Consider the following 26,812-nt stretch of genomic DNA (forward strand, 5'->3'; position numbering starts at 1 on the left):
CCCAAGGGCACGCATGCCAGCAGACGCATGGGATCGGCAACGTTTGCTGCGCTGATTGCCGCGGCGGTCGTTTTCATGCCGATCGTGGCGATCTTCGTCATCGGCTTCTCGGCCGAGCCCGACAACTGGCAGCACATGATGACGAATGTCATCCCGCGCGCTGGCGTCAGGACCTTCTGGCTGCTGCTCTTCACCGGGCTCGTGACGGCTGTGGTCGGGGTCGGCACGGCATGGCTGGTCACGGCATGCGAGTTTCCGCTGCGGCGCCTCCTCTCTCCAGCCCTTGTTCTGCCGCTCGCCATTCCCTCATATCTGGCTGCCTATGCCTTCGGGGAGTTTCTCGATTTCACGGGACCGGTGCAGACGACCTACAGGGCAATCTTCGGCTTCACGTCGTCGCGCGAATACAGTTTCTTCGATGTGAAATCGCTGTCGGGCGCCGTACTGGTCATGTCGGCGGTGCTCTATCCCTACGTCTACCTCGCCTGCCGATCGATGTTCCTGATGCAGGGACGCGCAGCAGCCGATGTCGCCCGCACACTCGGTTCCAGCCCATTCAGGGTCTTTGCCCGCATCCAGGTCCCGATGGCGCGCCCGGCGATCATGATCGGTCTGACGCTTGTGATGATGGAGACTCTGAACGACATCGGGGCAGTCGAGTATCTCGGCGTGCAGACGCTGACCTTCTCCGTCTATGACACCTGGCTTAATCGCGGCAGTCTGGCGGGTGCAGCGCAGATCGCCTGCGTGATGCTGGTGATCGTGGCCGGCCTTCTGGTCATCGAGCGCATCGCTCGCAGACAGCAGCGCTTCTCGAGCCACAAGACGACGGCCATCGTGCCCGATGCCATCCGGCTCAGGCTGAAGGGCCCGAAGGCATGGCTTGCGGCGATCTTCTGCCTTCTGCCGATCCTTGTCGGTTTCGTCGTGCCTGTCTTCGTGCTGGGCGGGTTCGCATTGCGTCGTCTCGAAGATTTCCTCGAGCCGCGCCTGCTTGATGCCCTCTGGAACTCGACGCTCGTGTCCTCGGCCGCCGCCCTGATCACGGTCTTCCTGGCCTTTGTGCTCTCCTATGCCGCGCGGACAGACCGTTCGCGCCTGGCGAAGGCCGCCGGACGGCTTGCCGCACTCGGTTATGGCATTCCCGGTACGGTGCTGGGGATTGGCGTTCTGATCCCGCTTGCGAGCTTCGACAACGCCCTGGACGGTTGGCTGCGTGAAAATCTGGGCATTTCGACCGGCCTTCTTCTGTCGGGCACAGGTTTTGCGATCGTCTATGCCTATACCGTCCGCTTCCTGACCATGGCGGAAGGCACGATCGATGCCGGTTTCCAGAAGCTATCCCCGCATCTCGACATGGCGGCTCGGACTCTCGGCCGCTCGGGTCTGCAGACATTGCGCCAGGTGCTGCTTCCCAACCTGCGTCCTGCCGTACTGACGGCGGCTTTGCTCGTCTTCATCGAGACGCTGAAGGAGCTCTCGGCCACGATCCTGCTGAGACCATTCAACTTCAATACGCTGGCGACGCTGGTCTATGAAGATGCCTCGCGGGGCATGGCACAGGATGCCTCGGTGGCGGCGATCATCATCATTGCTGCCGGCCTGATCCCGGTGATCCTGGTTTCCCGATCGCTCGACGAGAGGCGTTGAACCGGCCTCGCACGACAAAAAAAGGGCGGCCGAAGCCGCCCTTGAGTCAATGCTGTCGAACCGGAGTACTCGAGCGATCGACATTTTGTCGGAGGCGTATCTTGCGGCCTCACTGCGTCTGATCGCGCATCTCCAAGTTGCCCTCAGTCTTGCCGAATGCCAGTTAAGAGATCCTTACTCGGCAGCGCCGCCAGCTACCCAACATTTGAGGTATTGCCCTGATATTGCTGTGTTTCGGGACACATTTTCGTCAGGAGCGCAGCTGTGGCAGATCGGCAAAGAGGGCGAGCGCTTCCGGATTGGCGAGCGCCTCCCTGTTCTTGACAGGTCGTCCGTGCACCACCTCGCGCACGGCAAGCTCGACGATTTTGCCGGACTTGGTGCGGGGAATATCGTCCACCTGAATGATCTTGGCCGGGACGTGACGCGGCGAGGCGCCGGTGCGGATCTGCGTCTTGATCTTTTTGTCGAGTTCCTCGGTCAGAGACAGGCCCGGCGCGAGGCGCACGAATAGGATAACGCGGACATCGTCATCCCAGTCCTGACCGATGCAGATCGCCTCGACCACTTCATCGAGCTTTTCAACCTGGTTGTAGATCTCGGCCGTTCCGATCCGGACACCGCCAGGGTTCAGGGTCGCGTCTGAACGGCCGTGGATGACAATCCCGTCATGCTGGGTCCATTCGGCAAAGTCCCCATGGCACCAGGTGTTGTCGAAGCGTTCGAAGTAAGCGGCGCGATACTTGGCGCCGTCGGGATCGTTCCAGAACATCACCGGCATGGACGGGAAGGCCTTGGCACAGATCAGTTCGCCCTTCTCGCCGCGGACCGGTTTGCCGTCGTCATCCCAGACCTCAACCGCAAGCCCGAGGCCCGGCCCCTGGATTTCGCCACGCCAGACGGGCTTCAACGGATTGCCGAGCACGAAGCAGGACACGATGTCGGTGCCGCCGGAAATGGAGGCAAGCTGGATATCGTCCTTGATCCCCTCATAGACGAAGGAGAAGCCTTCCGGCGACAGCGGCGAGCCGGTCGACGTCATCAGCCTCAGGCTCGATAGATCATGCGAGCTCTTCGGCACGAGGCCGCCCTTTCGGACGGCATCGATGTATTTGGCCGATGTGCCGAAGATGGCGAACTTCTCGGTCGCGGCATAGTCGAAGAGGACATTGCCGTCGGGATAGAAGGGCGATCCATCGTAGAGGCAGAGGGTCGCGCCACAGGCAAGGCCTGAGACGAGCCAGTTCCACATCATCCAGCCGCAGGTGGTGAAGTAGAAAAGCCGCTCTCCGGCCTCAAGCCCGCAATGGAAACGGTGCTCCTTCAGATGCTGCAAGAGGGTGCCGCCGGCCGAATGCACGATGCATTTTGGCACGCCGGTCGTGCCGGAGGAGAAGAGGATGTAGATCGGATGGGAGAACGGCAGACGGCGATACTCGATGTCCTTGACCGAGAAATCGGTGATGAACTGTTCGAAGCTGCGGCCATCCGGCAAGCGCTCGATCAGCGCCGCCGTGTCTCCTGCGTAGGGAACGACGAGCACCGGGACATCGAGCTTGGCGGCGACGGCGACAATCTTGTCGGAGACGTCCTGCCGCTTGCCGTTATACCAATAGCCGTCACAGGCAACGAAAAGCTTCGGTTCGATCTGGCCGAAACGGTCGAGCACGCCCTGATCGCCGAAATCAGGCGAGCAGGAGGACCAGATCGCACCGAGCGAGGTAACGGCCAGCATCAGCGCCACCGTCTCCGGCATGTTCGGCATCATGGCCGCCACACGGTCACCTTCACCGATGCCCATGGCTGAAAGCGCCTGCTGCAGGCGGGATACCGTCGCAGTCAGTCGAGACCAGGACCACCGATCGGCGACCTTGTTTTCGCCCCGGAAGAGCAGCGCATCGCCCTCGCCTGCATGGGCGAGCAGATTCTCGGCGAAATTCAGTCGCGCTTCGGGGAAGAAGCGCGCCTTGAGCATGTCATCGCCGTCAGACAGCGCCAAACCGCCCTTTTCGCCGATCACCTCGCAATAGTCCCAGACAGCAGACCAGAATGCAGCGCGGTCCTCGACCGACCAGCGATGAAAATCATCATAATCCGCAAAGCTCCGGCCAAGGCGATCGGCGCACCACTGCATGAACAGGGTAAGCGGCTGTTTCGTCTTGAAATCTTCAGACGGTGTCCAAAGGGCTTTTTGTCCGGTCATGCTGATCCTCCTCAAGCGCATGGTCTTTCTATAGCATGCGGCAATGCAATATACAGACGCGTGCGGCTTGGAATATGGTCTGACATTTGCACCAGAGGGCAAATTCCTATATCCGCGCAGAAGTTCACGAAACCTCAGGACCTTCATCAGGGCATGCGCAATCCAGGACGTGGCGATCATACTTCACGCCCCTCCTCCCGCTGGCCGCGTGGCCGCCGCAGGGGCATGATCAAGCTCGCCTTGCTGATCGCCGCTGTCATCGTGGCCGTATCGGTCGTCCTGCGGCTCAGCGCTCCTTATCTGGTGTCGAGTTCCGTGGTGCGATCTGCCATCGCCTCGTCGATTGCGGCCTGGGTCGGACACGAGGTGACGATCGACGACGTAGCCGATATCGGCTTCTGGCCGCAGCCGGAGATCACGTTGACCGGCATCAAGGTGACGCGCATCTCCAATGGCGAACTGGAGACGCTTGGGGAGGTTGATCGGCTGTCTGCGCGGTTCGGCCTGATCTCCGCGCTTGCCGGCCGGCCGGACTTCAGTGCGTTTCGCCTGGAGCGCCCGCGGATCCAGGTCTGGCGCGGTATCGATGGTGGGCTCGACTGGAGCGATCAAGGCGTCTTGAGCGATGCGGTCCGCGCGGCAGTAGCCGCCACGCCTGATGTTCAGACAAACGGTGCCGCCGACAATGCGGAAATCGGATCGGTCGAGATCATCGATGGCGAGGTCACGCTGACCGATGTCGCCAGCGGCGCGTCTTTCGTTGCAAGCGGCGTCAATGCAAATATCGATTGGCCAGGTCTTGCAGCGCCCCTGTCCGGCCAGGGACGTTTTCGGCTGGGCGACACTCCGGTTTCGGTCAAACTCCAGACGCCGACGCCGTTGGTCCTGATCGGCGGAGCGGCGAGCCGGGTTGATGCATCCGCCTCGATTGCGGATTTGAGCGCAGAAGTTCGCGGAACCGTTAGCCTGCGTCAGGCGAGCGCCGAAGACACCGATATCAACATTCGCATCTCCGATGTTCCCAAGACGGCTGCGGCCCTCGGCCTTCGCCTTGCCGGAACCGAACGCTGGCGAACCGCCGCCATCCAGGCGCGGGTGACGAATGCCGAGGACGAATGGCGCTTCGAGGATCTCGACTTCGAGATCAACGATAGCCGCGGTGACGGCATCCTGGCGCTCAAAAATCGTCCCGGCGAGCGCCCCCTCCTGAGCAGCACGCTTGCAATCGACCATCTTCAACTGGACGATATGCTTCAGGCCCTGTCCATCAATGTCGGTGACCGGGCGAATGTTCGCCTGCCCGGCCTGACCCGTTGGCTCGACATCGACCTGCGCCTTTCGGCGGCCACGGCCGCTTTCGGCGGCTTTCCCATGAGTGACCTCGGGGCAAGCCTTATCGGTCGGGGTGATGCGCTCAACCTGGTGATTGCCGACACGCGCTTCCTCGGTGGGACGATTGCTGCCCGGCTGAGCGGCACGGGAGAAGGTTTCGACAAAGGCGCGGACGTCGCGGTGACAATGACACGCGTCGATCTCGGAGATCTGATGTCGCGCCTCTCACTTGATGGGGGCCCTTCACTCAAGGGGACCGGATCAGTCGGCTTCAATGCGAAACTGGTCGGGACCGGCTGGCAGCAGAACATCGAGGCCATGTCCGGCAAATTGACGATTGCGTCGGACAATGGGCAGGTCACCGGCTTCAGCCCGGACGGCTTGCGGCGGCTCGCAGCCGACCGGGCTTACTTCCAGCTGAGCGCCACCGGAAACGACGGCTTGGATTACAGCACGCTGGATATCGCCGTCAGTTTTTCGGAGGGGTCGGCGGAAGTCGAACGAGCTGACATCATCGGTAAGCGACAGAAGCTCGACCTGGCGGGGATCATTCCCTACAGCCGCCAGGCACTGGCGCTGACAGGTGCACTGTCAGCGGCCAGCAACGGCGACCAGACACAGCTTCCGCTCAGCTTCTTCATTGGCGGCGCGTGGAGCGATCCCGTCATCTCGCCTATCCCCGCTCGGCCGGTCCCTGGACAATAAAGGTCCGAAGTGTCGCTGCCTGACAGTTCCATTCGAAAACTCAAATACTAGAATGGACGAATCACAGGTTGGGGGACGGCTGGTGCAAACAATGCTGTCGGGTTTTCTGAAACTGGCTCTGGCATCGTTGCTGGCCGGCAGCCTGCTGTCCATCTTCGGCATCACGCCCAGATCGGTCATGGACTTCCTGGGTGTGACGGCCGAGGAGTTGCACAATGGCATGATCTCGGCCTTCGCCTGGGCGGCACCGCGCATGGTGATGGGGGCCCTGGTCATCCTGCCGATCTGGCTGGTCACCTATATCCTGATGCCGCCGAGGGGCTGACACACCCCGTTTTGCATATTCAGGCCAGTGTGCCTCGCGCGGCGACATGTTCGTCTCGCTGCCGCTGAAGCTCCCGCTGCTTGGTACCGATCGAGGCGATGATGACGCCGAGGGTCACGATCCCGATGAGGATGGTGCAGATAGCGTTGATCTCGGGCGTTACCCCTAAGCGCACCTGCGAGTAGATCTTGATCGGTAGCGTCGTGGCACCTGGACCGGTGGTGAAGCTTGCGATGACGAGATCGTCCAGCGAGAGCGTGAAGGCGAGCATCCAGCCGGAGATGACGGCGGGCAGGATCAGCGGCAGGGTCACCTTGAAGAAGGTCTTGACCGGCGGGCAGCCGAGATCCTGCGCTGCCTCTTCAAGGCTCGTATCGAAGGTGAGGAGACGCGACTGCACGACGATCGCCACGTAACACATGGTGAAGGTCGTGTGGGCGATCACGACGGTCATCAGGCCGCGATCGACGCCGATGGCGACGAAGAGCAAGAGCAGCGACAGGCCGGTGATGACTTCAGGCATGACCAGTGGGGCATAGACCATGCCGGAAAACAGCAGGCGTCCCTTGAAGCGTGTGTAGCGAACGAGTGTGAGAGCGGCGAGCGTGCCGAGCACCGTGCCGAGCGTGGCGCTCAAAAGACCGACCTGGAGCGTGACCCAGGCCGCGCTCATCAGGCCGGCATTGCGCCACATCTCGCCGTACCATTTGAGCGAAAAGCCACCCCAGACCGTCACCAGCTTCGACTCGTTGAAGGAATAGATCACCAGGATCAGGATCGGGATGTAGAGAAAGGCGAAGCTGAGCGTCAGGATAGTGGCGTCGAATTTTCCGGGTTTCATCATCGCGCCCTCACACTTTCTGCTGCTGGTTCTGGAAGATCGCGATGGGCACGACCAGAATGAGCAGGAGCAGGACGGCGACGGCGGAAGCCAGCGGCCAGTCGCGGTTGCCGAAGAATTCGGTCCACAGCGTCTTGCCGATCATCAGCGTATCAGCACCGCCAAGCAGATCGGGGATGACAAATTCGCCGGTGATCGGGATGAAGCAGATCATCGAGCCGGCGATCACGCCCGGGATCGACAGCGGGAAGGTGATCTTCCAGAAGGCCTTCCACGGCGGGCAGCCGAGGTCGCTTGCGGCTTCCAGCAGGGTGCCGTCCATCTTCTCCAGAGCCGAATAGAGCGGCAGCACCATGAAGGGCAGATAGGAATAGACGATGCCGATGAAGACGGCGATCTCAGTGCGGAAGATCTGGACCTGGCTGCCTTCGTCCATCAGGCCGAGCGATTGCAGAAGTACGGTCAGCAGCCCCTCCGGCTTCAGGATGCCGATCCAGGCATAGACGCGGATCAGGAACGAGGTCCAGAAGGGCAGGATGACCAGCATAACAAGCGTCGGGCGAATGCTGACGGAAGCACGCGCCATAGCAAGCGCCATGGGATAACCGATCAGAAGCAGCAGAAAGGTCGAGATTAGCGCGATGCGGAGCGACGAAACATAGGCGTTGAAATAGAGAGAGTCTTCCGTGAGGAAGACGTAGTTCTCGAAATCCAGCTGGCTAATGAAATCCCCGATCGCTGCGAAACCTTCCAACACCGGCGTGTAGGGCGGCATGGCGATCGCCGTGTCGGACAGCGAAATCTTCACGATGATCAGGAAGGGCGTCAGGAAGAAGAGCACCATCCACAGATAGGGAATGATGACGACCAGCCATTTGGCCAATCCTGGCTTCGAGGGAGCGACGGTTTCGGCCATTCTTGCCCCCTCAGCGTGTCAAAACAAGGCCGGCATCGGCCGACCAGGACAGCCAGACCATGTCGCCGAAGGTTATCGGGCGATCGACGAGACGCGAGACATTGGCCTGGGCGGCGCGGAACATGCGGCCATCGTCAAGGCGGACGATGAAGACCGAGAAGTCGCCGAGATAGCCGATGTCCCAGACCTCGCCATGCAGAGCGTTTGCAGTCTCGCCTTCCGGCTGGGTGGTGGAGATGCGCACCTTTTCGGGTCGGATGGCAAATGCGACTGTGTCACCGCTGTGGGCCTCGCAGGCCTGTTCGACCACGATCTTCACACCATCGCTGTCGATGCGAACAAGGTCGTCGGCCCCGTGGCTTTCCTTGGATTCGAGCTTGGCTTCGAGAATGTTGATGTCACCGATAAAGTCTGCGACGTAACGCGAGTTGGGCGCCTCGTAGATTTCCGCCGGCGTCGCCACCTGGACGAGGATGCCCTTGTCCATGACCGCGATGCGATCCGAGACGGTCATCGCCTCTTCCTGGTCATGGGTGACGATCAGAAAGGTCAGACCGAGCTTGGTCTGAATGTCCATCAACTCGAACTGTGTTTCTTCGCGCAGCTTGCGATCCAGAGCGCCGAGCGGCTCGTCGAGCAGCAGCACCTTGGGACGCTTGGCCAGCGAGCGAGCGAGTGCCACGCGCTGGCGCTGACCACCGGAAAGTTGGTTGGGCTTGCGCTTGGCGAACTGATCGAGCTTGACCAGCTTCAGCATTTCCTGGACGCGCGCGTCGATCTCGGCCTTCGGCAGATTGTCCTGCTCCAGACCAAAGGCGATGTTCTTCTCGACCGTCATATGCGGGAAGAGCGCGTAGGACTGGAACATCATGTTGGTCGGGCGCTTGTAGGGCGGCACGCCGGAGAGATCCTGGCCCTGCAGCAGAATTCGACCGGAGGTCGGCTGCTCGAAGCCGGCCAGCATGCGCATCAGCGTGGTCTTGCCGCAGCCCGAGGGGCCAAGCAGCGAGAAGAATTCCCGCTCGTAGATATCGAGGCTCAGATTGTCGACAGCGACGAAATCGCCGAAGCGCTTGGTGACGTTTTCGAAGCGGATGAATGGAACGGCATCCGGATCGGTCCAAGGAGAAAATTTACGCTTAACAGGCCCCAGTGTCTTCGCCATTACCCGATCCCAGCCGTTCTTCTTGTTGCCCCTACACCTTAAGCAATTCGCCGGGCGTTTGTGGCGCCCGGCGATTTCAGTGTTTGATCAGTTGCCGGTCTTGATCGTTGTCCAGACCCGGTTCAACACGCGTTGTTCACGCGGGCCATAAGGGGAAATGGTGAAGAGCTTGGCCATGACATCTTCCGGCGGATAAACGGCCGGATTGTCCTTAACCTCGGGGGCGAGCATCTCCTTCGACGCCAGGTTGCCGTTGGCATACTGGACGTAGTTGGAGGCCTTGGCGATCACGTCAGGGCGCATCAGGAAGTTGATGAACTCATGCGCTTCGGCGACGTTCTTGGCATCCGCGGGGATCGCCATGTTGTCGAACCACATGTAGGTGCCCTCCTTCGGGATCACGTAGTTGATCTCGACGCCGTTATTGGCCTCCTCGGCTCGTGCCTTCGCCTGGAGGATATCGCCCGACCAACCGATCGTCATGCAGACGTCACCGTTCGCGAGATCGTCGATATAGGCGGAGGAATTGAAGGTGCGCACCGAGGGGCGGATCTTCATATAGACTTCGCCACCGGCTTCCAGATCGGCCGATTCCTTGCTGTCCGGGTCTTTGCCGATATAGTTCATCGCGATCGCGAAGGTCTCGTCCGAAGCGTCGAGGATGTTGATGCCACAGGACTTCAGCTTCTCGGCATTTTCAGGCTTGAAAATCGCATCCCAGCTGTCGACAGTGAAATCGGCACCCAGTGCTTCCTTGACCTTGGCAACGTTGTAACCGATTCCGGTCGTGCCCCACATGTAATTGACGGCATATTCGTTGCCGGGGTCATATTTCGCGAGGCGCTCTGACACCATCGGCCAGAGGTTCGGCAGGTTGGTGAGCTTGGATTTGTCGAGTTTCTGGAAGACGCCTGCCTGGATCTGGCGCGCCAGGAAGGGTGCCGTCGGCACGACAACATCGTAGCCCGAGCCGCCAGCCAGCAGCTTGGTTTCGAGCAGTTCGTTGGAATCAAAGACGTCGTAGACGACCTTGATGCCGGTTTCCTTGGTGAAATCCTCAAGGACGGATTCGTCGATATAGTCCGACCAGTTGTAGACGTTGACGACGCGTTCCTGCGCCTGGACAGCCGATGCGATGAAGATCGTCGCCAGGGCTACCGACGCCGTACGGATGAAATGAGCCTTCATTTTTTTCTCCTGTTCCAGCCTTGGGGAGCGGAGAGCCCCCGATGCCATTCCCGTTATTTTTTAAGAGACTAGAAAGGAATTGGACGGGCGACAAGCGAAATTCTTCGCAGTCGCGAATGCTTTATCGGGTGTATCTGCTTCATTGGAAATCGAACGCCGAAAGGCCCGTGACCATCTCGTCGAGGCCGAGCGGGCGGGTGAGCGGCGGCTCGGCGCGCGCCAGACAGCCAGATCTTTCGCACAGCCGGCAGGCGGGGCCGATGGCGATTGCCGGCTGCGATCGATCGGGCAAAGCGGCGGCATAGGCCACCTCTTCGCGGCTCACGGCGTCGCAGCCGACCAGAAGGGCCGTGCGCCTGATACGCTCGCCGAAACCGGCCTGCGGACCTTCGAGGGTCCGCGAGATCGTCACGAAGCCGCTGCCATCCGGCATCTCAACCTGCTCGACCAACACCTGACCCGGCTGGGCAAACGCTGCATGGACATTGAGCTTGGGACAGCCGCCACCGAACTTCGAATGTGGGAAACCGGTGGCGCCCGCCCGGCGGAAGCGGTTTCCGGCATTGTCGATCTCCATCATGAAGAAGGGTACGCCCGTAGCACCCGGGCGCTGCATCATGGTCAGACGGTTGGCGGCCTGTTCGAAGGAAACATTGAAACGGGCACGCAACACGTCGATGTCGTAGCGGGCGCGGATCGCAGCCGAGAGAAAGGCGCCGTAGGGCATCATCAGGGCATGGGCTGTGTAACGGGCGAGCTCGAAGCGGGCGATGCGGCGCGCCTCGCCGGACGACAGCCCCAACGCATCCAGTTCGGCCTGGACATGTTCGCCGAGCGCCAGAAGCACCACCTCCATGGCCACCTCGCGCAACTGATCGAAGGGCGACAAGCGCTCGGAAAGGAACAGGCGCATGGAATGGCGGTCGTATCGGCGGCGCAGCGACGGCATCGTCTGCACCGGCAAGGCGCGAACAACAATGCCATGGGTGGAGCGCAGCCAGGCCTTGAGCGCGACGGCGAGATCATCACCGGGCGCGAGGTTCAAGCCCGCATGAAATGTCTCGGCTGCCTCGTCGAGCCGGGCGAAATAATTCGGTCGACGCTCGAAGACTTCGCGGACCTCATCGATCGGCAGACGCGCGCCTGATAGAGAGGTTTCGTGCCCCTCGCGGGCCAGGAGATCGGCGAGATCGGAGAGCCGGGCCGCCTGCTCGCGGTAAGCCCTGTAGAGCTTGACGATGCCACTCGCGGCATTGGGGGCGGCTTCCGCCACCTCGATCAGCTCCTGATCGCCTGGCAGCTCGCCTAAAAGCAGGGGATCTGCGAAGACCTCACGCAGCTGGCTCGTCGATCCACCGGCCTCCCCCTGCAGCTCATCGAGATCGACCTTGTAAACGGAGGCAAGCTTCAAGAGCAGCTGGACCGTGAGCGGCCGCTGATTGCGCTCAATGAGATTAAGATAGGACGGCGAGATTTCGAGCGCCTCGGCCATGGCCGTCTGGGTGAGGCCGAGGCCGTTTCTGATGCGGCGGACGCGGGGGCCCGCGAAAATCTTGCGCTCTGCCAATTTACAGCTCCTTTACAAGATTAGACCGGCACGATCGGCCCTTGCGTTGTGACTGTTTTTACAAATTTACACGGGACTTCTGTCAAAGGCAAGACAGCCTAACCTCTTTCATCCCTTTGTTTTATCGAATTTTCTGGTCGTCTTTTGCAGTGCGGTGTAAATCTAGTCACATCAGAAGCGGCCAAACAGCTCCAAGAACTACGGCTGATCCCGCTTCCTGCAGTGAACAGGGAGACCCGATATGACTGAATTTTACAATCTCGTTCCGAATGCCCCCAAGGGCCGCTATGACGGCATCGATCGTCCCTACACTGCAGCAGACGTACAGCGCCTGCGCGGCTCGGTCGAGATCAAGTATACGCTCGCCGAAATGGGCGCCAATCGCCTGTGGAAGCTGATCAACGAAGAGTCCTTCGTCAACGCGCTCGGCGCGCTCTCCGGCAACCAGGCCATGCAGATGGTCCGCGCCGGCCTCAAGGCCATCTACCTCTCCGGCTGGCAGGTCGCAGCTGACGCCAACACGGCCTCCGCCATGTATCCCGACCAGTCGCTCTATCCGGCCAATGCCGCACCGGAGCTTGCCAAGCGCATCAATCGCACACTTCAGCGTGCCGACCAGATCGAAACCCAGGAAGGCAAGGGCCTTTCGGTCGATACCTGGTTCGCCCCGATCGTTGCAGACGCTGAAGCCGGTTTCGGCGGACCGCTCAACGCGTTTGAGATCATGAAGGCCTTCATCGAGGCGGGTGCTGCAGGCGTGCACTTCGAGGACCAGCTGGCGTCTGAAAAGAAGTGCGGCCATCTCGGCGGCAAGGTTCTGATCCCGACGGCCGCCCATATCCGCAACCTGACGGCTGCCCGTCTGGCTGCCGACATCATGGGTGTCCCCACGCTGATCGTCGCCCGTACTGATGCCGAAGCCGCAAAGCTTCTCACCTCCGACATCGACGAGCGCGACCAGCCCTTCGTCGACTATGACGCGGGTCGCACTGCGGAAGGCTTCTACCAGGTTAAGAACGGCATCGAGCCCTGCATTGCACGCGCAATCGCCTACGCTCCTTACTGCGACATGATCTGGATGGAGACAGGCAAGCCGGATCTCGAACAGGCCCGCAAGTTCGCCGAAGCCGTGCACAAGGTCCATCCGGGCAAGAAGCTCGCCTACAACTGCTCGCCTTCCTTCAACTGGAAGAAGCACCTCGACGACGCGACGATTGCCAAGTTCCAGCGCGAACTGGGTGCGATGGGCTACAAGTTCCAGTTCATCACGCTCGCCGGCTTCCACCAGCTGAACTACGGCATGTTCGAACTGGCTCGCGGCTACAAGGATCGCCAAATGGCGGCCTATTCGGAGCTGCAGGAGGCGGAATTCGCCGCCGAGGTCAATGGTTACACCGCGACCAAGCACCAGCGCGAAGTCGGCACCGGTTACTTCGACGCCGTCTCGCTCGCCATCACCGCCGGCCAGTCTTCGACGACCGCGATGAAGGAATCGACCGAAACCGAGCAGTTCAAGCCGGCAGCTGAATAAACCTGGGCGACGGCCCCTCACCCTACCCTCTCCCCGCAAGCGGGGAAAGGAAGACGAGATCCACCATTCAAGAACCCCCAACACCAAGAGGAGAAATGCCATGACACCCCAGACCCGAGTCAAGGAACGCGCCGAAGAACAGTCCTCGGCCATGAGCACCGATCAGCAGGCGATGATCCGCATGCTGGCCAATGACCTGCACCGTCTCAACCATTCGATCATGAAGGCCGTAGATGCCGGCGTCTCGGTCGAGCTCGTCCGCTCCGCCCGCCATCATGGTGGCGACGGCAACTGGGGTGATCTCTTGATCCCCGTCATCGTGACCCAGGGCAATCATCAGGCCGCCTGAGCCACATCACTATCCCCCGTCACTATCCCCCGTCCGGCACCTGACCTCCGGATCGGTTCCCGCACGATGATCGCCTCTGAGGAGGAGTGCCGGTCGTCGTGCGGGTTTTTCATTTTCGGCTTGACGTCAGTTGCTCGTGCTGGGGCGCTTGCCCGCCAGAACATCCCGATGTGACTTCAACAGTTTTGCAACCCGATCGGCCACCATGCGGATATCGCTTCGATGACGATCGTCATTGTTGATGACGATCCACTGGCGATGGCGCAGTTCCGGGATTTCCTCGCCGACCCGCTCGAGTGTCGGATCGAGATCCCCAACGAAGCAGGGAAGCACGCCGACACCGGCTCCCGCCCTGACGAGATCCCTCAGCGACCTCGGGCGATTGACCGTCGCGACGATCTGCTCCGCCGACTGCTGGCGCGGCCAGCGCAGATAGGCGGAGACGGCATTCTCGTCATCAACCGCGACCCAGGGCTCCGGGCCCATCCATTCCCTGTTGCGGGCCCTGTAGGCCGCATAGGCCACTTCGCCTGCTGCGATCGCGGCGAGGTTCGGCTCTTCTGGTTCAAAGGCGCGGATGCCGATGTCACTCTCCCGATGCGCAAGCCTGGCACGTTGCTCGGCGACGTGCAGGTCGATGCGGAAGGCGTCGCGGGGGGTGCGGATCGTCGACATGTTCTGGCAGAGCAGCCAGGCGATCCAGGTACCAAGGCTGATGCGCACCAGGGACTGACCCGCCTTGCCACGTCGCCATTCCTCCACCCTCCTGCTTCCGGCTTCCAATTCAACCAGATGCTGCAGCAACTGGCTGCCGTCGCGGGTGAGGCGATAACCGGTCTGGCTGCGCAGGAAGAGCTCGCGGCCCAGCACCTGCTCAAGTTCGACCATGCGTCGGCCAAGGGTGGCGGCACTGAGACCGGTGGTCTCAGCGGCAGCCGACAGGCCGCCTTGCCGCGCAACGGCGAGGAAGAGTTGATAGGCGTCCCACGATATGTCTTTCATAGATGAAATGCATAGCACGATCATGAGCGTACCTGCATCCAAAAATGATGGATAAAAGGGAAGACGGCTTCAACAGCAGGAGATCCGTCATGCACGAAGTTTATGCAGCCCTCGCCATTGCCGCGCTAAACCAAGAACAAGGGCAGAAGGCCCGACTGTCCGAAGAGGAATTCTACGCACAGTATAGCGAAGTGCCCTGGGCCCGTCTGCGGCGCTTCATCCGCACCATGCGCGAAAGACAGGTTCGCAGACGAGATGCGGAGGTCGATTGCGAGACCGATCCGGGCAGATCTTGTCGTCTGGCTGAGGCTTGATACAAAAAAGGCCCGGTGCGATGACCGGGCTTTTCCGTTTGGCGAAGGTGGAACCTCAGGCGGCGCGATCGACAGACCGCGAACGACCGGCCTCGATGCGGAACTGCTGGAGCAGATCCCGCAGGGCATCGGTCTGGGCCGAGAGATCCTGTGTGGCGGCGGTCGCTTCCTCAACCATCGCAGCATTCTGCTGGGTCATCTGGTCCATGCGACCGACGGCACCATTGACCTCCTGCAGCGCGCCGGACTGCTCGCTGCTCGTCTCGGCAATCTTCTCGATATGCTCGCTGATCATCGCGATCTGGCCGCCGATGCGCGAGAGCACGGTTCCCGTCTGCTGAACGTGGGTGGAGCCGTTCGCCACCTCTTCGGCAGAACGGTTGATGAGCGCCTTGATTTCCTTTGCGGCACCGGCCGAGCGCTGGGCCAGTTCACGCACTTCCTGGGCAACGACGGCGAAGCCCTTGCCGGCCTCCCCGGCGCGGGCGGCTTCGACGCCAGCGTTCAGAGCGAGCAGGTTGGTCTGGAAGGCGATCTCGTCGATGACGCCGATGATGTTGGAGATCTGACGCGAGGCCTCCTCGATGCGGCCCATGGCCGAAATCGCGCTGCCGACGACCACAGCGGATTCGTCGGCGTTCTGTTTCGCCTCGCGGACGACGCCATTCACCATCTCGGCGCGCTCCGAGGACGAGCGAACGGCTGCGGTGATCTCATCGACCGCGGCAGCGGTCTCCTCAAGCGAGGCTGCCTGCTGCTCGGTGCGGCGGGCGAGATCGAGTGCAGACTGCGCCATCTGGCGGCCATTGTTCTGGATCTGGTCGACGTTCCCGGAGATCTGATGCATCGTGTCGCGCAGACGCGACAGCGACAGGTTGAAGTCGTTGCGGAGCTGTTCCAGGCGTCCGTGGAAGCGGCCTTCGATCTCGAAGGAAATATCGCCATTGGCAAGACGCTCCAGCGCCTGGGCGAGCTTGCCGACGGCATGTTCGATCTCCCGGTCGAGCGCCTGCTTTTCCTCGTCGTTGCGGCGACGCTCGGCTTCCGCTTCCATCTGCTCGCGCTGCCGCTCGGATTCGATCTCGAGCTTGGTGCGGGCGTTCGTCTTGAAGACGGCGAGTGCGCGGGCCATGGCGCCGATCTCGTCACCGCGCTTGTCGCCGGCAATGCCGGCTTCGAGGTCACCTTCAGCAAGGCGCTGCATGGTTGTGGTGATGCGGGTGATCGGCCGCTGCAGGGTCAGGACCAGCGCGATACCGCCGATGACGGCGAGGAGGACACCGGCGATCATGGTGCCGATCGAAAGGCGGTTTGCTTCCTGGCGCTCCGTGCCGGCGACATCCTTCTGCAGATCGGCAAAGGAGGTCAGCGAGGCCCAGATGGCATCCATCGTGCGGCTCGCCTGATCGAAGCTCGCGATGCGTTCGGCGCTGGTCTTCACGAGGGCTTCGGTATCGATCGTCAGCGAGACCAGCAGCGGTGTGATGGCTGCCGTCAGGCTGTCGTAGAAGGCCTTGTCGGCGATACTGCCGCCGAGAACCGCAAGGTTGTCGCCGATCAGCTTGATCTGGCGAAGGATCGGCTCGCGGGTCTTGTCATCCTTTACGTTCAGGAAAGTGGCGGTCATGATGCGCAGATCATAGACATCGGCGATCAGGGTGCGGCTGCCGACGAGAACATCGGCTGCCTGTACGGCGCCGGTCTCGACAGCGGCGAATTTCTGCACGGACTCGGCATATTTGACGGCGGCACCCGCGCTGAGCGTCGCTTCGAAGCCGCGGAAACGCGAGATCATCGAGCCAACGGCACGGGCGTTCTCAAGGCTCATGTCGCCGGTCGCGACCTTCGCCTTGATCTCGTTGATCGCAGCCAGGAGGGCCTTGCCCATGTCCCTGCTTTCAGCCGGCAGGGCATTGGCAATCTTGCGCTGGGTCTTGACCAGTTCAGGCAATTGTTTCTGCAGGTAGGGGAATTGCTCTTCAGGGGTTCCTGCGGAGAAGAAGCCCTGGAAGACTTCCGAGAGGTGCTTGGCACCGGAAGACAGGCGCTCGGCTTCCTTCAAGGCACCCTTCGCATCATTTTCACCACCGACGACGGCGCGCTGCAGTTTCTGCGCCTCATCCGACACGCGGATCTGCTGCGCCATCAAGCCCGTCAGATGGTTCTGGATGGAAGTGGCCAGCTTCACCTCCGCCTCGTGCAACTGCCAGAGCGCATCGATCTTCTCGTTGACGGCACCCGTGCCGGCAATCGCCTCATCAAGGAAGTTGCGCCCCATGCCGTCGGCGCCGATTTCCGAGATGTTCTGCGTGAGCGTCGACTGCTGGGACGCAAGCTGGTTCAAGACGGCGCTGCGCGTTTCTTCCGAGGTCTGATCGAGGAAGTGGGTCATGGCGGCGTTGACGTTCCGGAAGCCGTTCAGCGAACGCATCGTGCCGTTGGAAATTTCCATGCGCTGCTGCAGGAGGCCGGATGCGTAGAGGCCCATGAGACCGACTGCGGTGATCGACAGGACGAAGGGCAGCACAAAGGCAATGACCTTGGTCGATATCGAAAAGCGCGACAGTATTTGATCGATCAACATTGTTCCTCCAAACGAAAACGGCATCAAAGCTGCGCCGCAACCTTAAAAAAGTGGCGGCTCTGACTGTCGTCTTCGCCGTCTTTGCTCCTACCAGCCAAAACAGTTGCAGTAAAAGTCTCAAGACGGAGTTAAGGCCAAAGACTGACATCCCGAAGCGGGACAGAGATCGTTGATCGAGGAAAAGCTAGCACCGCCAAAGGGTCGGGGTGTCAAAGAGTGGCTGTCGTCAAACCGCTGAAAAGCGACTTGCTGCCACTGACAGGGAGGACCGTCGAGACGCCCTAGCCGAGGAGACCAAAGGCAAGTGCAGCGACAGCGCTTGCGGCATAAAAGCAGACGATACTCACATGACGCAACCGGTCGCGCTCTGCGTCACGGGTGCGGGTGGCGGCAATGGCGATGGCACGGGGCTTGCGGGTCTCATGGTTCATGGGGCGCGGTCCTTGATGCAGCCAGGGAAGGTCATGCCCTTGCGGGGCCTTAAGCCGGCCAAACCTCATGTCGCGATATCAGACGATATCGCACCGGCATTCGGGCAGGATGACCGACGCATGTTAACAAGCCCTGAATTACAGATATAAGCTTGTCCGGAGCGTGAGACTTTGCTCAGACGGCCTCGCCAACCGCATGGCCGGAGGCCCAGGCCCACTGGAAATTATAGCCCCCGAGCCAGCCTGTCACATCGACACACTCTCCGATGAAGAAGAGGCCCGGCACGGTTTTCGCCTGCATGGTACGGCTGTCGAGCGCGCCGGTATCGATGCCGCCGAGCGTTACTTCCGCCGTACGGTAGCCTTCCGACCCCGCCGGTTTGATCGGCCAGCGACGAATGCGGTCGGCAAGCGATGACAAGGCCTTGTCGGGGAGATCAGCGAGAGGACGTTCCAGCTTGGCGGTCTCCGCCAGATATTGCGAAAGGCGCTTGGGCAAATGCTGGGCGAGCACCGTCTGCACCTGCTGGCGCCCGTTTTCGCGCTTTGCCGCCTTCAGGAGCTCCGCAAAATCCGTCTCGGGTTGCAGAGAAAGCAGGATCTCGTCCCCTTCCCGCCAATAGCTTGAGATCTGCAGGATGGACGGACCGGACAGTCCGCGATGGGTGAAGAGAAGCGCCTCGTGGAAGCGGGTCTTGCCGCAGGAGACGTCCGCATCGATGGCAACACCCGAGAGCTCCGACAATTCGCCGAGCAGATTGGGTTCGAGCGTCAACGGCACAAGCGCGGGCCGGGTGTCGGTCACGGGCAGGCCGAACTGCTCGGCGATGCGATAGGCAAAGCCGGTCGCGCCCATCTTGGGGATCGACTTGCCGCCGCAGGCAACCACCAGACTGTCCGCGGCAATCGGGCCTTCGCTGGTGGAGAGGCGGAAACCGTCCGGTCCCTTCTCCAGTTCGGAGATCTCGCAGGAGAGTTTCAGGTCGACATGTACCGCGCGCATCTCCTCTAGAAGCATGCGAATGATGTCTTTCGCGCTGTCATCGCAAAAGAGCTGGCCGAGGGTCTTTTCGTGCCATGCGATCTTGTGGCGGTCGACCATGGCGATGAAGTCTGACGGTGTGTAGCGGGCGAGCGCCGACTTGGCGAAATGCGGGTTCTCAGAGATGTAGTTCTTCGGCGTGGCATGGATGTTGGTGAAGTTGCATCGCCCGCCGCCTGAGATGCGGATCTTCTCACCCGGGGCCTTGGCGTGGTCGAGGACGATGACAGATTTCCCACGCCGGCCGGCGGTAAAGGCCGCCATCATGCCGGCGGCACCGGCTCCGATGATCGCGACGTCGTACTTCCTGGCCATGCTGCTGCTCCCGGGGATCTGCCGCCTGTCTCGACAAACTTATGATCAAAGTCAACGCGTCCCGCTGGCCAAAGGCCAAAGTCTGGCTATGATGACCAGCATTAACAACCAACCGGTGAGACATGCCCGCGAAGAAATCCATGATGAGATCCCACAACGCTCCCTCCAAGAAGGCGGTGATCCCGCCGGATCCAGGATCCAAGCGCGGCGTCTCGAACTGGAAGGAAGCGGCCACCTGGCTCCGGGCGCGCGGCATCGAGGATATCGAGTGCATTACGCCTGACCTCGCCGGCGTGCCGCGCGGCAAGATGATGCCGTCGTCGAAGTTCACGTCCAACACGTCGTTGGCGCTTCCCTCGGCACTCTACCGCCACACGATCTCGGGCGAATATCCTGACGAGACGGAGAATTTCCGCTACGAGCCGCGCGACAGCGATCTGAAGCTCTTGCCGGATCTTTCGACGCTTTCGGTCGTGCCGTGGGAGACCGATCCGACCGCACAGGTGATCTGCGACATCGTCAATGTGGACGGGGAGAACGTCTCCTACACGCCGCGCAATGTGTTGAAGAACGTGCTGCGCCTTTATGACGAAAAGGGCTGGAAGCCGGTGGTCGCGCCGGAAATCGAGTTCTATCTCGTCGCCATGAACGACGACCCGGACTATCCGCTGCATCCGCCGAAGGGCCGCTCCGGTCGCTCGATCATCGGTGGCCAGGGCTATTCGATCGCCGCCATCAACGAATTCGACGAGCTGATCGACGACATCTATCACTTCTCGGAGAAGCAGGGACTCGAGATCGACACCCTGATTCACGAGGAAGGGCCGGCACAGCTCGAAATCAATCTGCGCCACGGCAATCCGATCGAACTTGCCGACCAGGTCTTCATGTTCAAGCGCACGATCCGCGAAGCGGCGCTGAAGCACGGGATCTATGCGACCTTCATGGCCAAGCCGATGCAGGGGCAGCCGGGATCCGCGATGCACATCCACCAGTCGGTCGTCGATGCCAAAACAGGCAAGAATATCTTCTCCAATCCAGACGGCTCTGCCTCGCCGGAATTCTTCCACTTCATCGGCGGCATGCAGAAATATGTACCAAGCTCGCTGGTGATGCTGGCGCCTTACGTGAATTCCTACCGTCGCCTGACGCCGGACATGGCCGCACCCGTCAACAATGCCTGGGGTTACGACAACCGCACGACGGCCTTCCGCGTGCCGGTGTCGGATTCCGCCGCACGGCGCGTCGAAAACCGCCTGCCGAGTTCGGATGCCAATCCTTATCTTGCGCTCGCGGCTTCGCTCGCCTGTGGTTATCTCGGCATCGTCAAGGAAATCGAACCGACGGCAGCGGCGGAAGGGTCGGCGAACGAGGGATCCGTCGATCTGCCACGCGGCCTGCTGGAAGCCGTTGCCCTGCTCGAGGGTGAAACCGACTTCCACGAGGTCTTCGGTTCGGAATTCGTCGGCCTCTATGCCGGCGTGAAGCGCGGCGAGTTCGAGACCTTCATGCAGGTGATCAGCCCGTGGGAACGCGAATTCCTCCTGCTCAACGTGTGAGGGAGGCGCCCCATGACATGGCAAAGCCCGATCGCGCCGGGAATTTCCTGGTATCAGGCGAGTGTTGGCGAGCGGCCGGAATACCCGGCCCTCGACGGTTCCACCTCTGCAGACGTCGCCATCATCGGCGGCGGCTTTACCGGCCTGCAGGCCGCATTCAACCTTGCCCGCCTCGGCGTCTCGGTCGTGCTGATCGAGGGGGGCCGCTTTGGTGACGGCGCCTCGGGTCGCAATGGCGGCCAGCTCGGCACCGGCCAGCGCGCATCTCCGGCAGAACTGGAGACCGAACTCGGCTTCGAGCGGTCAAAGGCGCTGTTCGAGATGGCGGAGAACGCCAAGCATTACCTGCTGGACTTCGCCGAACAGCACGGCATCGATATTGAATATCTTCCGGGGCAGATGAATGTCTCGCACAAGCGCGGTGGGGAAGAGGAATATCGGCACGAGGCCGAGATCATGGCCGTTCGCTATGGCTATCCGCATATTTCCTTCATGGACCGGGAAGAAACCCATGAGCGTGTCGGCTCGACGCGTTATCACTACGGCGTGCGCGATACCGGCACGGGGCATATCCATCCGCTGAAGCTGCTGGTTGGTCTGGCAAGGGTCGCGGCGGCGGCCGGAGCTCGCATCCACGAGATGACGCCCGCGAACGCCATTCGCCAGGAAGGCGGCAAGACCTTAATCGACACGCCGCGTGGCACGATCACTGCCGACCGTCTGCTGATCGCGACCAATGCCTATATCGGCAATCTGGAGCCGGTGACGGCGGCCCATGTGATGCCGATCCGCTCCTTCATCGGGGCGACGGAACCGCTGGACATGTTCCCGCAGGTGCTCAAGGGCTCGGAGGCCGTTGCCGACAGCCGGTTCGTGGTGCGCTACTTTCGCAAGAGTCGCGATGGGCGGCTTCTGTTCGGCGGGCGCGAGGCCTATACCGCCGATAGCCCGCGCGATATCTCGACCCATATCCGCCGGCAAATCGCCGAGATCTATCCCGATCTCAAGACCATCGAGATCACCCATGGCTGGGGCGGCTCGGTTGGCATTACCCTGCCGCGCAAGCCTTTTGCCCGGGATGTGATGCCCGGCGTAACCTCACTTGCGGGTTATTCGGGACACGGCGTGATGCTCTCCAACTATTGCGGCAAGATGTATGCCGACATGGTGGCCGGCAATGCCCGAGAGCTGGACGTGCTCAAGGACCTGAAGATCCCGCCCTTCCCAGGAGGTGCCAGCCTGCGCAAGCCACTGCTGTTCCTCGCGCTCACCTGGTATGCGCTCCGGGACCGTTTCTGACACGTGAGTGCCACCTGCCGGAGCCGCTCACACTGGGCGCTGGCAGGTGTGTTTGATTGTCGCAGAACACACTTTGTTCATACTTCCAGCGCCATCCAAAGACAATTTCCACCCGGTCGGGGTGGCTTTTTTAAATCGATTAGATTAGAACCTGTCCAACGAATTTGCCGAACGAGAGATGCGCATGAGCAGCCAGATCATCCCCGTTGAACCCTTTGACTACGTCGTCTTCGGCGGCACCGGCGACTTGGCCGAGCGCAAGCTACTGCCGGCTCTGTTCCACCGCCAGCTCGCGGGTCAGTTGACGGAGCCGACCCGTATCATCGGTGCTTCACGCACGGCGATGACGCATGAAGAGTATCGCAAGTTCACGCTCGACGCGCTTCATGAGCACCTGAAGGCCGAGGAGCTGGAAGAGAGCGAAGTCGCAAAGTTTCTCGATCGCGTCCATTACGTCTCTGTCGATGCCAAGTCGGACCAGGGCTGGGAAGATCTGAAGAAGCTGCTCGATCAGGGCAAGGATATCGTTCGCGCCTTCTATCTCGCCGTGTCCCCGTCGATCTTTGGCGACATTGCCGACAAGATCCGCGACCACAAGCTGATCACCAAGTCGACCCGGATCGTTGTCGAAAAGCCGATCGGCCGTGATCTCGCCTCGGCGCAGATCCTCAACGACACGATCGGCAAGGTGTTCAAGGAAGAGCAGATCTTCCGCATCGATCACTATCTCGGCAAGGAGACGGTGCAGAACCTGATGGCGTTGCGCTTCGCCAACGCGCTCTACGAGCCGCTGTGGAATTCCGCCCATATCGACCACGTTCAGATCACGGTGGCCGAATCCGTCGGCCTCGAAGGCCGCGTCACCTATTACGACAAGGCCGGCGCGCTGCGTGACATGGTGCAGAACCATATCCTGCAGCTGCTTTGCCTTGTGGCCATGGAAGCGCCCTCCTCGCTCGACGCCGAGGCCGTGCGCGACGAGAAGCTCAAAGTGCTGCGCTCGCTGAAGCCGATCACGCCGGCCAATGTCGAGAAGCAGACGGTTCGCGGCCAATATCGCGCTGGCGCTTCCGCCGGTGGTGCCGTCAATGGTTACCAGGAGGAGCTGGGCTCCGTGTCCGACACGGAAACCTTCGTCGCGATCAAGGCGGAGATCAACAACTGGCGCTGGGCGGGCGTGCCCTTCTACCTGCGAACCGGCAAGCGTCTGGCAACCCGCATGTCGGAGATCGTCATCGCCTTCAAGCCGATCCCGCATTCGATCTTCGGCGATGCAGCCGGCCGCATCGAGGCCAACAAGCTGGTCATCCGCCTGCAGCCGGACGAAGGCGTCAAGCAGTGGCTGATGATCAAGGATCCGGGTCCGGGCGGCATGCGCCTGCGCCACGTGTCGCTCGACATGAGCTTCGCCCAGGCCTTCGACGTGCGCAATCCGGATGCCTATGAACGCCTGCTGATGGACGTCATCCGTTCGAACCAGACGCTGTTCATGCGCCGCGACGAAGTGGAAGCCGCATGGAACTGGTGCGATCCGATCCTCAAATCCTGGGAGGAAATTGGCCAGAAGGCGCAGGGCTATACGTCCGGCACCTGGGGCCCGAGCCAGGCCATTGCGCTGATCGAGCGTGACGGTCGCACCTGGCACGAAATCGACTGAGGCCCGGACCAATGGCGCATCAGATGAAGATTTTCGAGAACGGAGCCGCTCTTGCGGCTGGTCTCGCCGATACCGTGGCTTCGGCCTTGTCGGCTGCGATTGCCGAGCGCGGCGAAGCCACGCTTGCCGTCTCCGGTGGCTCGACGCCCAAGGTGTTCTTCGAGGCTCTGTCAACGCGAGCGCTCGCCTGGCCGAAGGTCAAGGTGACGCTGGTGGATGAGCGCTTCGTGCCGGAAGACAATCCGCGTTCGAACCACCTGCTGGTCAAGACGCATCTCCTGAAGAATGCGGCTGAAGCGGCAGAGTTCGTGCCGCTCTACCGTCCGGAAGCGACGATCGAGGAGGCTGCAAAGACGGCCTCCGGCATCGTGCCCGGCATGACGGAACCCTTCGACGTTGCGATCCTCGGCATGGGCACGGACGGGCATACCGCCTCGTTCTTTCCCGGCGGCGACCATCTGGACGCCGCGCTCGATCTGAAGCAGCCGCGCCGCGTCATGACCATGGAAGCGCCAGGTGCGGGCGAAGCCCGCCTGACGCTGTCATTCTCCGCTCTTCATGATGCCGGCCTGCTGGTCGTGCATATCGAAGGTGCAGAAAAGAAAGCTGTGCTGGACAAGGCGCTTGCCGGCACGGACGAGGCAGAGATGCCGATCCGGGCCGTTCTTGAACGGGCCCATACCGCAACCGACATCTACTGGGCGCCCTGAGGGAGAGCCCTCGCCTGTCGGAGCGTTCCGGCAGGTGATGCGCATAAGACGAGTTTCACGGCCGAGGAGGCCTTTGCGCGATGTGCGCCTTGAGCGCCCGCGCCAGATGAGGAGCAATATCTCATGAGTGCAGACAGCCGCATCGAAGCCATCACCAAGCGGATCGTCGAGCGTTCCAAACCGACCCGCGAAGCCTATCTCGACCGCACACGTCGGGCAATCTCCAAGGGCGTGCATCGTTCGACTCTGTCATGCGGCAACCTCGCCCATGGCTTCGCCGTCTGTTCCCCCAAGGACAAGGAAGCCCTGGCCGGCGACGTGGTGCCCAACCTCGGCATCATCACGGCCTATAACGACATGCTCTCGGCCCACCAGCCCTTTGAGACCTATCCGGCGCTGATCCGCCAGGCAGCATCCGAAGCCGGCGGCGTGGCACAGGTCGCGGGTGGTGTTCCCGCAATGTGCGACGGCGTAACCCAGGGCCAACCGGGCATGGAGCTCTCGCTCTTCTCGCGCGATGCGATCGCGATGTCGGCGGCCATCGGCCTGTCGCACAACATGTTCGACAGCTCCGTTTATCTCGGCGTCTGCGACAAGATCGTGCCCGGTCTGATGATCGCTGCCCTCACCTTCGGCCACCTGCCCGCCGTATTCGTTCCTGCCGGACCGATGACGACCGGTCTCCCGAACGACGAGAAGTCGCGCATTCGCCAGCTCTATGCCGAGGGCAAGGTCGGGCGTGCGGAACTGCTCGAAGCGGAATCCAAGTCCTATCATGGGCCGGGCACCTGTACCTTCTACGGTACGGCCAACTCCAACCAGATGCTGATGGAGATCATGGGCTTCCACCTGCCCGGCGCCTCCTTCATCAATCCGGGCACTCCGCTGCGCGACGCTCTCACCAAGGAAGCGACGAAGCGGGCGCTCGCCATTACCGCGCTCGGCAACGAATTCACGCCGGCTGGCGAGATGATCGACGAACGCTCGATCGTCAACGGTGTCGTCGGTCTGCACGCAACCGGCGGCTCCACCAACCATACGATCCACCTGATCGCCATGGCGCGTGCCGGCGGCATCCAGCTCACCTGGCAGGACATTTCGGAACTCTCCGACATCGTGCCGCTTCTCGCCCGCGTCTATCCGAACGGGCTTGCCGACGTGAACCACTTCCACGCAGCCGGCGGCATGGGCTTCCTGATCAAGCAATTGCTCAAGGCAGGTTATGTGCATGACGACGTACGCACCGTCTACGGCCAGGGTCTGGCTGCCTATACGATCGATCCGAAGCTCGGCGATGACGGTAACGTCCACCGAGAGCCGGCAGCGGAGGTCAGCGCCGATCCGAAGGTGCTGACAACGATCGACAAGCCTTTCCAGGCCAATGGCGGATTGAAGATGCTGACGGGAAATCTCGGCAAGGCGGTCATCAAGATTTCGGCCGTCAAGCCGGAGCGCCATGTCGTCGAAGCCCCCGCGATCGTTTTCAACGATCAGCAGGAACTGCAGGATGCTTTCAAGGCCGGCAAGCTGGAAAAGGACTTCATCGCCGTCGTTCGCTTCCAGGGTCCCAAGGCCAACGGCATGCCGGAGCTGCACCGTCTGACACCACCGCTCGGCGTTCTTCAGGATCGCGGCTTCAAGGTGGCACTCGTTACCGACGGGCGCATGTCCGGCGCCTCGGGCAAGATCCCGGCAGCGATCCACCTGACGCCGGAAGCCGTCGATGGCGGCGCAATTGCCAAGATCAAGGACGGAGACATTGTCCGGCTGGACGCTATCGCCGGCACGCTCGAAGTTATGGTCGATGCCGCCGAATTCGATGCCCGGCCGCTGGCGACGACCAATCTGGATGACAATGAATTCGGTATGGGACGCGAGTTGTTTGCGAGCTTCCGCAGGATCGCCGGGCCTGCCGACCAAGGCGCAAGCGTCTTGTTCTGAATCCGTCTTTTGCGCACATGTTTGACTAGAGGCCGCGAGCGATCGCGGCCTTTTTTGTCTGTTCCGACTGACAGTGTTCGTCCGGCAGTGTGCTCGCAAACGCGTCCTTTAATAAATTCGACACTTCTAATTTTATATAATTTGAAACAGAAACAAAGGCGATATCAATAGGTTATACAAAACGAC

Annotated in this window: 21 protein-coding genes; 11 read left to right on the forward strand and 10 right to left on the reverse strand. The window is 61.3% G+C overall.

Translation table 11 applies throughout. The features are described from left to right. Positions 1–27: 27 nt before the first annotated feature. A complete protein-coding gene (locus SJY08_RS14935) occupies positions 28–1,650 on the forward strand; it encodes an ABC transporter permease (protein WP_377276624.1) in 1,623 nt (540 codons plus the stop codon). A gap of 250 nt (positions 1,651–1,900) precedes the next feature. Here the strand turns inward: SJY08_RS14935 and SJY08_RS14940 are convergent, their stop codons facing one another. Then, positions 1,901–3,784: an acetoacetate--CoA ligase gene (locus SJY08_RS14940; protein WP_377278623.1), complete on the reverse strand. Its 1,884-nt coding sequence runs from the start codon at positions 3,782–3,784 to the stop codon at positions 1,901–1,903. 294 nt (positions 3,785–4,078) lie between these two features. Here SJY08_RS14940 and SJY08_RS14945 point away from each other — a divergent pair, with 294 nt between their 5' ends. Further along, a complete protein-coding gene (locus SJY08_RS14945; protein ID WP_069042233.1) occupies positions 4,079–5,890 on the forward strand; it encodes an AsmA-like C-terminal region-containing protein in 1,812 nt (603 codons plus the stop codon). Positions 5,891–5,981: 91 nt separating this feature from the next. After that, the gene (locus SJY08_RS14950; RefSeq protein WP_300899436.1) at positions 5,982–6,215 is read left to right on the forward strand and encodes a DUF6460 domain-containing protein; all 234 of its coding nucleotides are present in this window, start codon (positions 5,982–5,984) and stop codon (positions 6,213–6,215) included. Between the two features lie 19 nt (positions 6,216–6,234). On the opposite strand, the gene SJY08_RS14955 is transcribed toward SJY08_RS14950, so the two are convergent. From SJY08_RS14955 to SJY08_RS14975, 5 genes are all read right to left on the reverse strand, one after another. Further along, positions 6,235–7,056: an ABC transporter permease gene (locus SJY08_RS14955; protein ID WP_054150801.1), complete on the reverse strand. Its 822-nt coding sequence runs from the start codon at positions 7,054–7,056 to the stop codon at positions 6,235–6,237. Positions 7,057–7,066: 10 nt separating this feature from the next. Further along, positions 7,067–7,972 (reverse strand): ABC transporter permease subunit, encoded by a 906-nt coding sequence (locus tag SJY08_RS14960; protein ID WP_054150802.1) that lies wholly within the window; start codon positions 7,970–7,972, stop codon positions 7,067–7,069. A gap of 10 nt (positions 7,973–7,982) precedes the next feature. Next, entirely contained in the window at positions 7,983–9,137 is a 1,155-nt protein-coding gene (locus SJY08_RS14965; RefSeq protein WP_153761435.1) for an ABC transporter ATP-binding protein, read from the reverse strand. 87 nt (positions 9,138–9,224) lie between these two features. Continuing rightward, positions 9,225–10,325, reverse strand: coding sequence for a polyamine ABC transporter substrate-binding protein (locus SJY08_RS14970; RefSeq protein WP_054150804.1), 1,101 nt, complete (start codon positions 10,323–10,325; stop codon positions 9,225–9,227). Between the two features lie 139 nt (positions 10,326–10,464). Then, on the reverse strand, positions 10,465–11,892 hold the full coding sequence (locus SJY08_RS14975) for a short-chain fatty acyl-CoA regulator family protein (RefSeq protein ID WP_377276628.1): 1,428 nt from the start codon (positions 11,890–11,892) through the stop codon (positions 10,465–10,467). Between the two features lie 241 nt (positions 11,893–12,133). Between SJY08_RS14975 and aceA the strand changes: the two genes are divergently transcribed. Then, the gene (aceA, locus tag SJY08_RS14980; protein ID WP_069042236.1) at positions 12,134–13,423 is read left to right on the forward strand and encodes an isocitrate lyase; all 1,290 of its coding nucleotides are present in this window, start codon (positions 12,134–12,136) and stop codon (positions 13,421–13,423) included. 100 nt (positions 13,424–13,523) lie between these two features. After that, positions 13,524–13,772, forward strand: coding sequence for a hypothetical protein (locus SJY08_RS14985; RefSeq protein WP_054150807.1), 249 nt, complete (start codon positions 13,524–13,526; stop codon positions 13,770–13,772). A 126-nt stretch (positions 13,773–13,898) separates the two neighbouring features. Here the strand turns inward: SJY08_RS14985 and SJY08_RS14990 are convergent, their stop codons facing one another. Beyond that, complete coding sequence (locus tag SJY08_RS14990) at positions 13,899–14,774, reverse strand: LysR family transcriptional regulator (protein WP_377276631.1); 876 nt, start codon at positions 14,772–14,774, stop codon at positions 13,899–13,901. Positions 14,775–14,863: 89 nt separating this feature from the next. On the opposite strand from SJY08_RS14990, the gene SJY08_RS14995 reads away from it, so the two are divergent. Beyond that, the gene (locus tag SJY08_RS14995; RefSeq protein ID WP_054150808.1) at positions 14,864–15,088 is read left to right on the forward strand and encodes a hypothetical protein; all 225 of its coding nucleotides are present in this window, start codon (positions 14,864–14,866) and stop codon (positions 15,086–15,088) included. Between the two features lie 55 nt (positions 15,089–15,143). On the opposite strand, the gene SJY08_RS15000 is transcribed toward SJY08_RS14995, so the two are convergent. From SJY08_RS15000 to SJY08_RS15010, 3 genes are all read right to left on the reverse strand, one after another. Further along, entirely contained in the window at positions 15,144–17,672 is a 2,529-nt protein-coding gene (locus tag SJY08_RS15000; RefSeq protein WP_377276633.1) for a methyl-accepting chemotaxis protein, read from the reverse strand. 281 nt (positions 17,673–17,953) lie between these two features. Then, complete coding sequence (locus SJY08_RS15005) at positions 17,954–18,103, reverse strand: hypothetical protein (RefSeq protein ID WP_153761431.1); 150 nt, start codon at positions 18,101–18,103, stop codon at positions 17,954–17,956. A 175-nt stretch (positions 18,104–18,278) separates the two neighbouring features. Further along, on the reverse strand, positions 18,279–19,460 hold the full coding sequence (locus SJY08_RS15010; protein WP_377276635.1) for an NAD(P)/FAD-dependent oxidoreductase: 1,182 nt from the start codon (positions 19,458–19,460) through the stop codon (positions 18,279–18,281). A 143-nt stretch (positions 19,461–19,603) separates the two neighbouring features. Between SJY08_RS15010 and SJY08_RS15015 the strand changes: the two genes are divergently transcribed. The 5 genes from SJY08_RS15015 (at position 19,604) to edd (ending at position 26,626) form a co-directional block, all read left to right on the forward strand. Next, on the forward strand, positions 19,604–21,019 hold the full coding sequence (locus SJY08_RS15015; RefSeq protein WP_371418507.1) for a glutamine synthetase family protein: 1,416 nt from the start codon (positions 19,604–19,606) through the stop codon (positions 21,017–21,019). 12 nt (positions 21,020–21,031) lie between these two features. Further along, complete coding sequence (locus tag SJY08_RS15020) at positions 21,032–22,318, forward strand: FAD-binding oxidoreductase (RefSeq protein ID WP_054150812.1); 1,287 nt, start codon at positions 21,032–21,034, stop codon at positions 22,316–22,318. Between the two features lie 184 nt (positions 22,319–22,502). Beyond that, positions 22,503–23,975: a glucose-6-phosphate dehydrogenase gene (gene zwf, locus SJY08_RS15025; RefSeq protein WP_069042242.1), complete on the forward strand. Its 1,473-nt coding sequence runs from the start codon at positions 22,503–22,505 to the stop codon at positions 23,973–23,975. A gap of 11 nt (positions 23,976–23,986) precedes the next feature. After that, positions 23,987–24,685 carry a 6-phosphogluconolactonase gene (gene pgl / locus SJY08_RS15030; RefSeq protein WP_377276638.1) on the forward strand — a complete coding sequence of 233 codons (699 nt, stop codon included), beginning with the start codon at positions 23,987–23,989 and terminating at the stop codon, positions 24,683–24,685. A gap of 123 nt (positions 24,686–24,808) precedes the next feature. Next, on the forward strand, positions 24,809–26,626 hold the full coding sequence (gene edd / locus SJY08_RS15035) for a phosphogluconate dehydratase (protein ID WP_069042244.1): 1,818 nt from the start codon (positions 24,809–24,811) through the stop codon (positions 26,624–26,626). Positions 26,627–26,812 lie beyond the last annotated feature (186 nt).

It is taken from the genome of Rhizobium sp. R86522 (genome assembly GCF_042466255.1).
In the GTDB taxonomy this organism is placed as follows: domain Bacteria; phylum Pseudomonadota; class Alphaproteobacteria; order Rhizobiales; family Rhizobiaceae; genus Allorhizobium.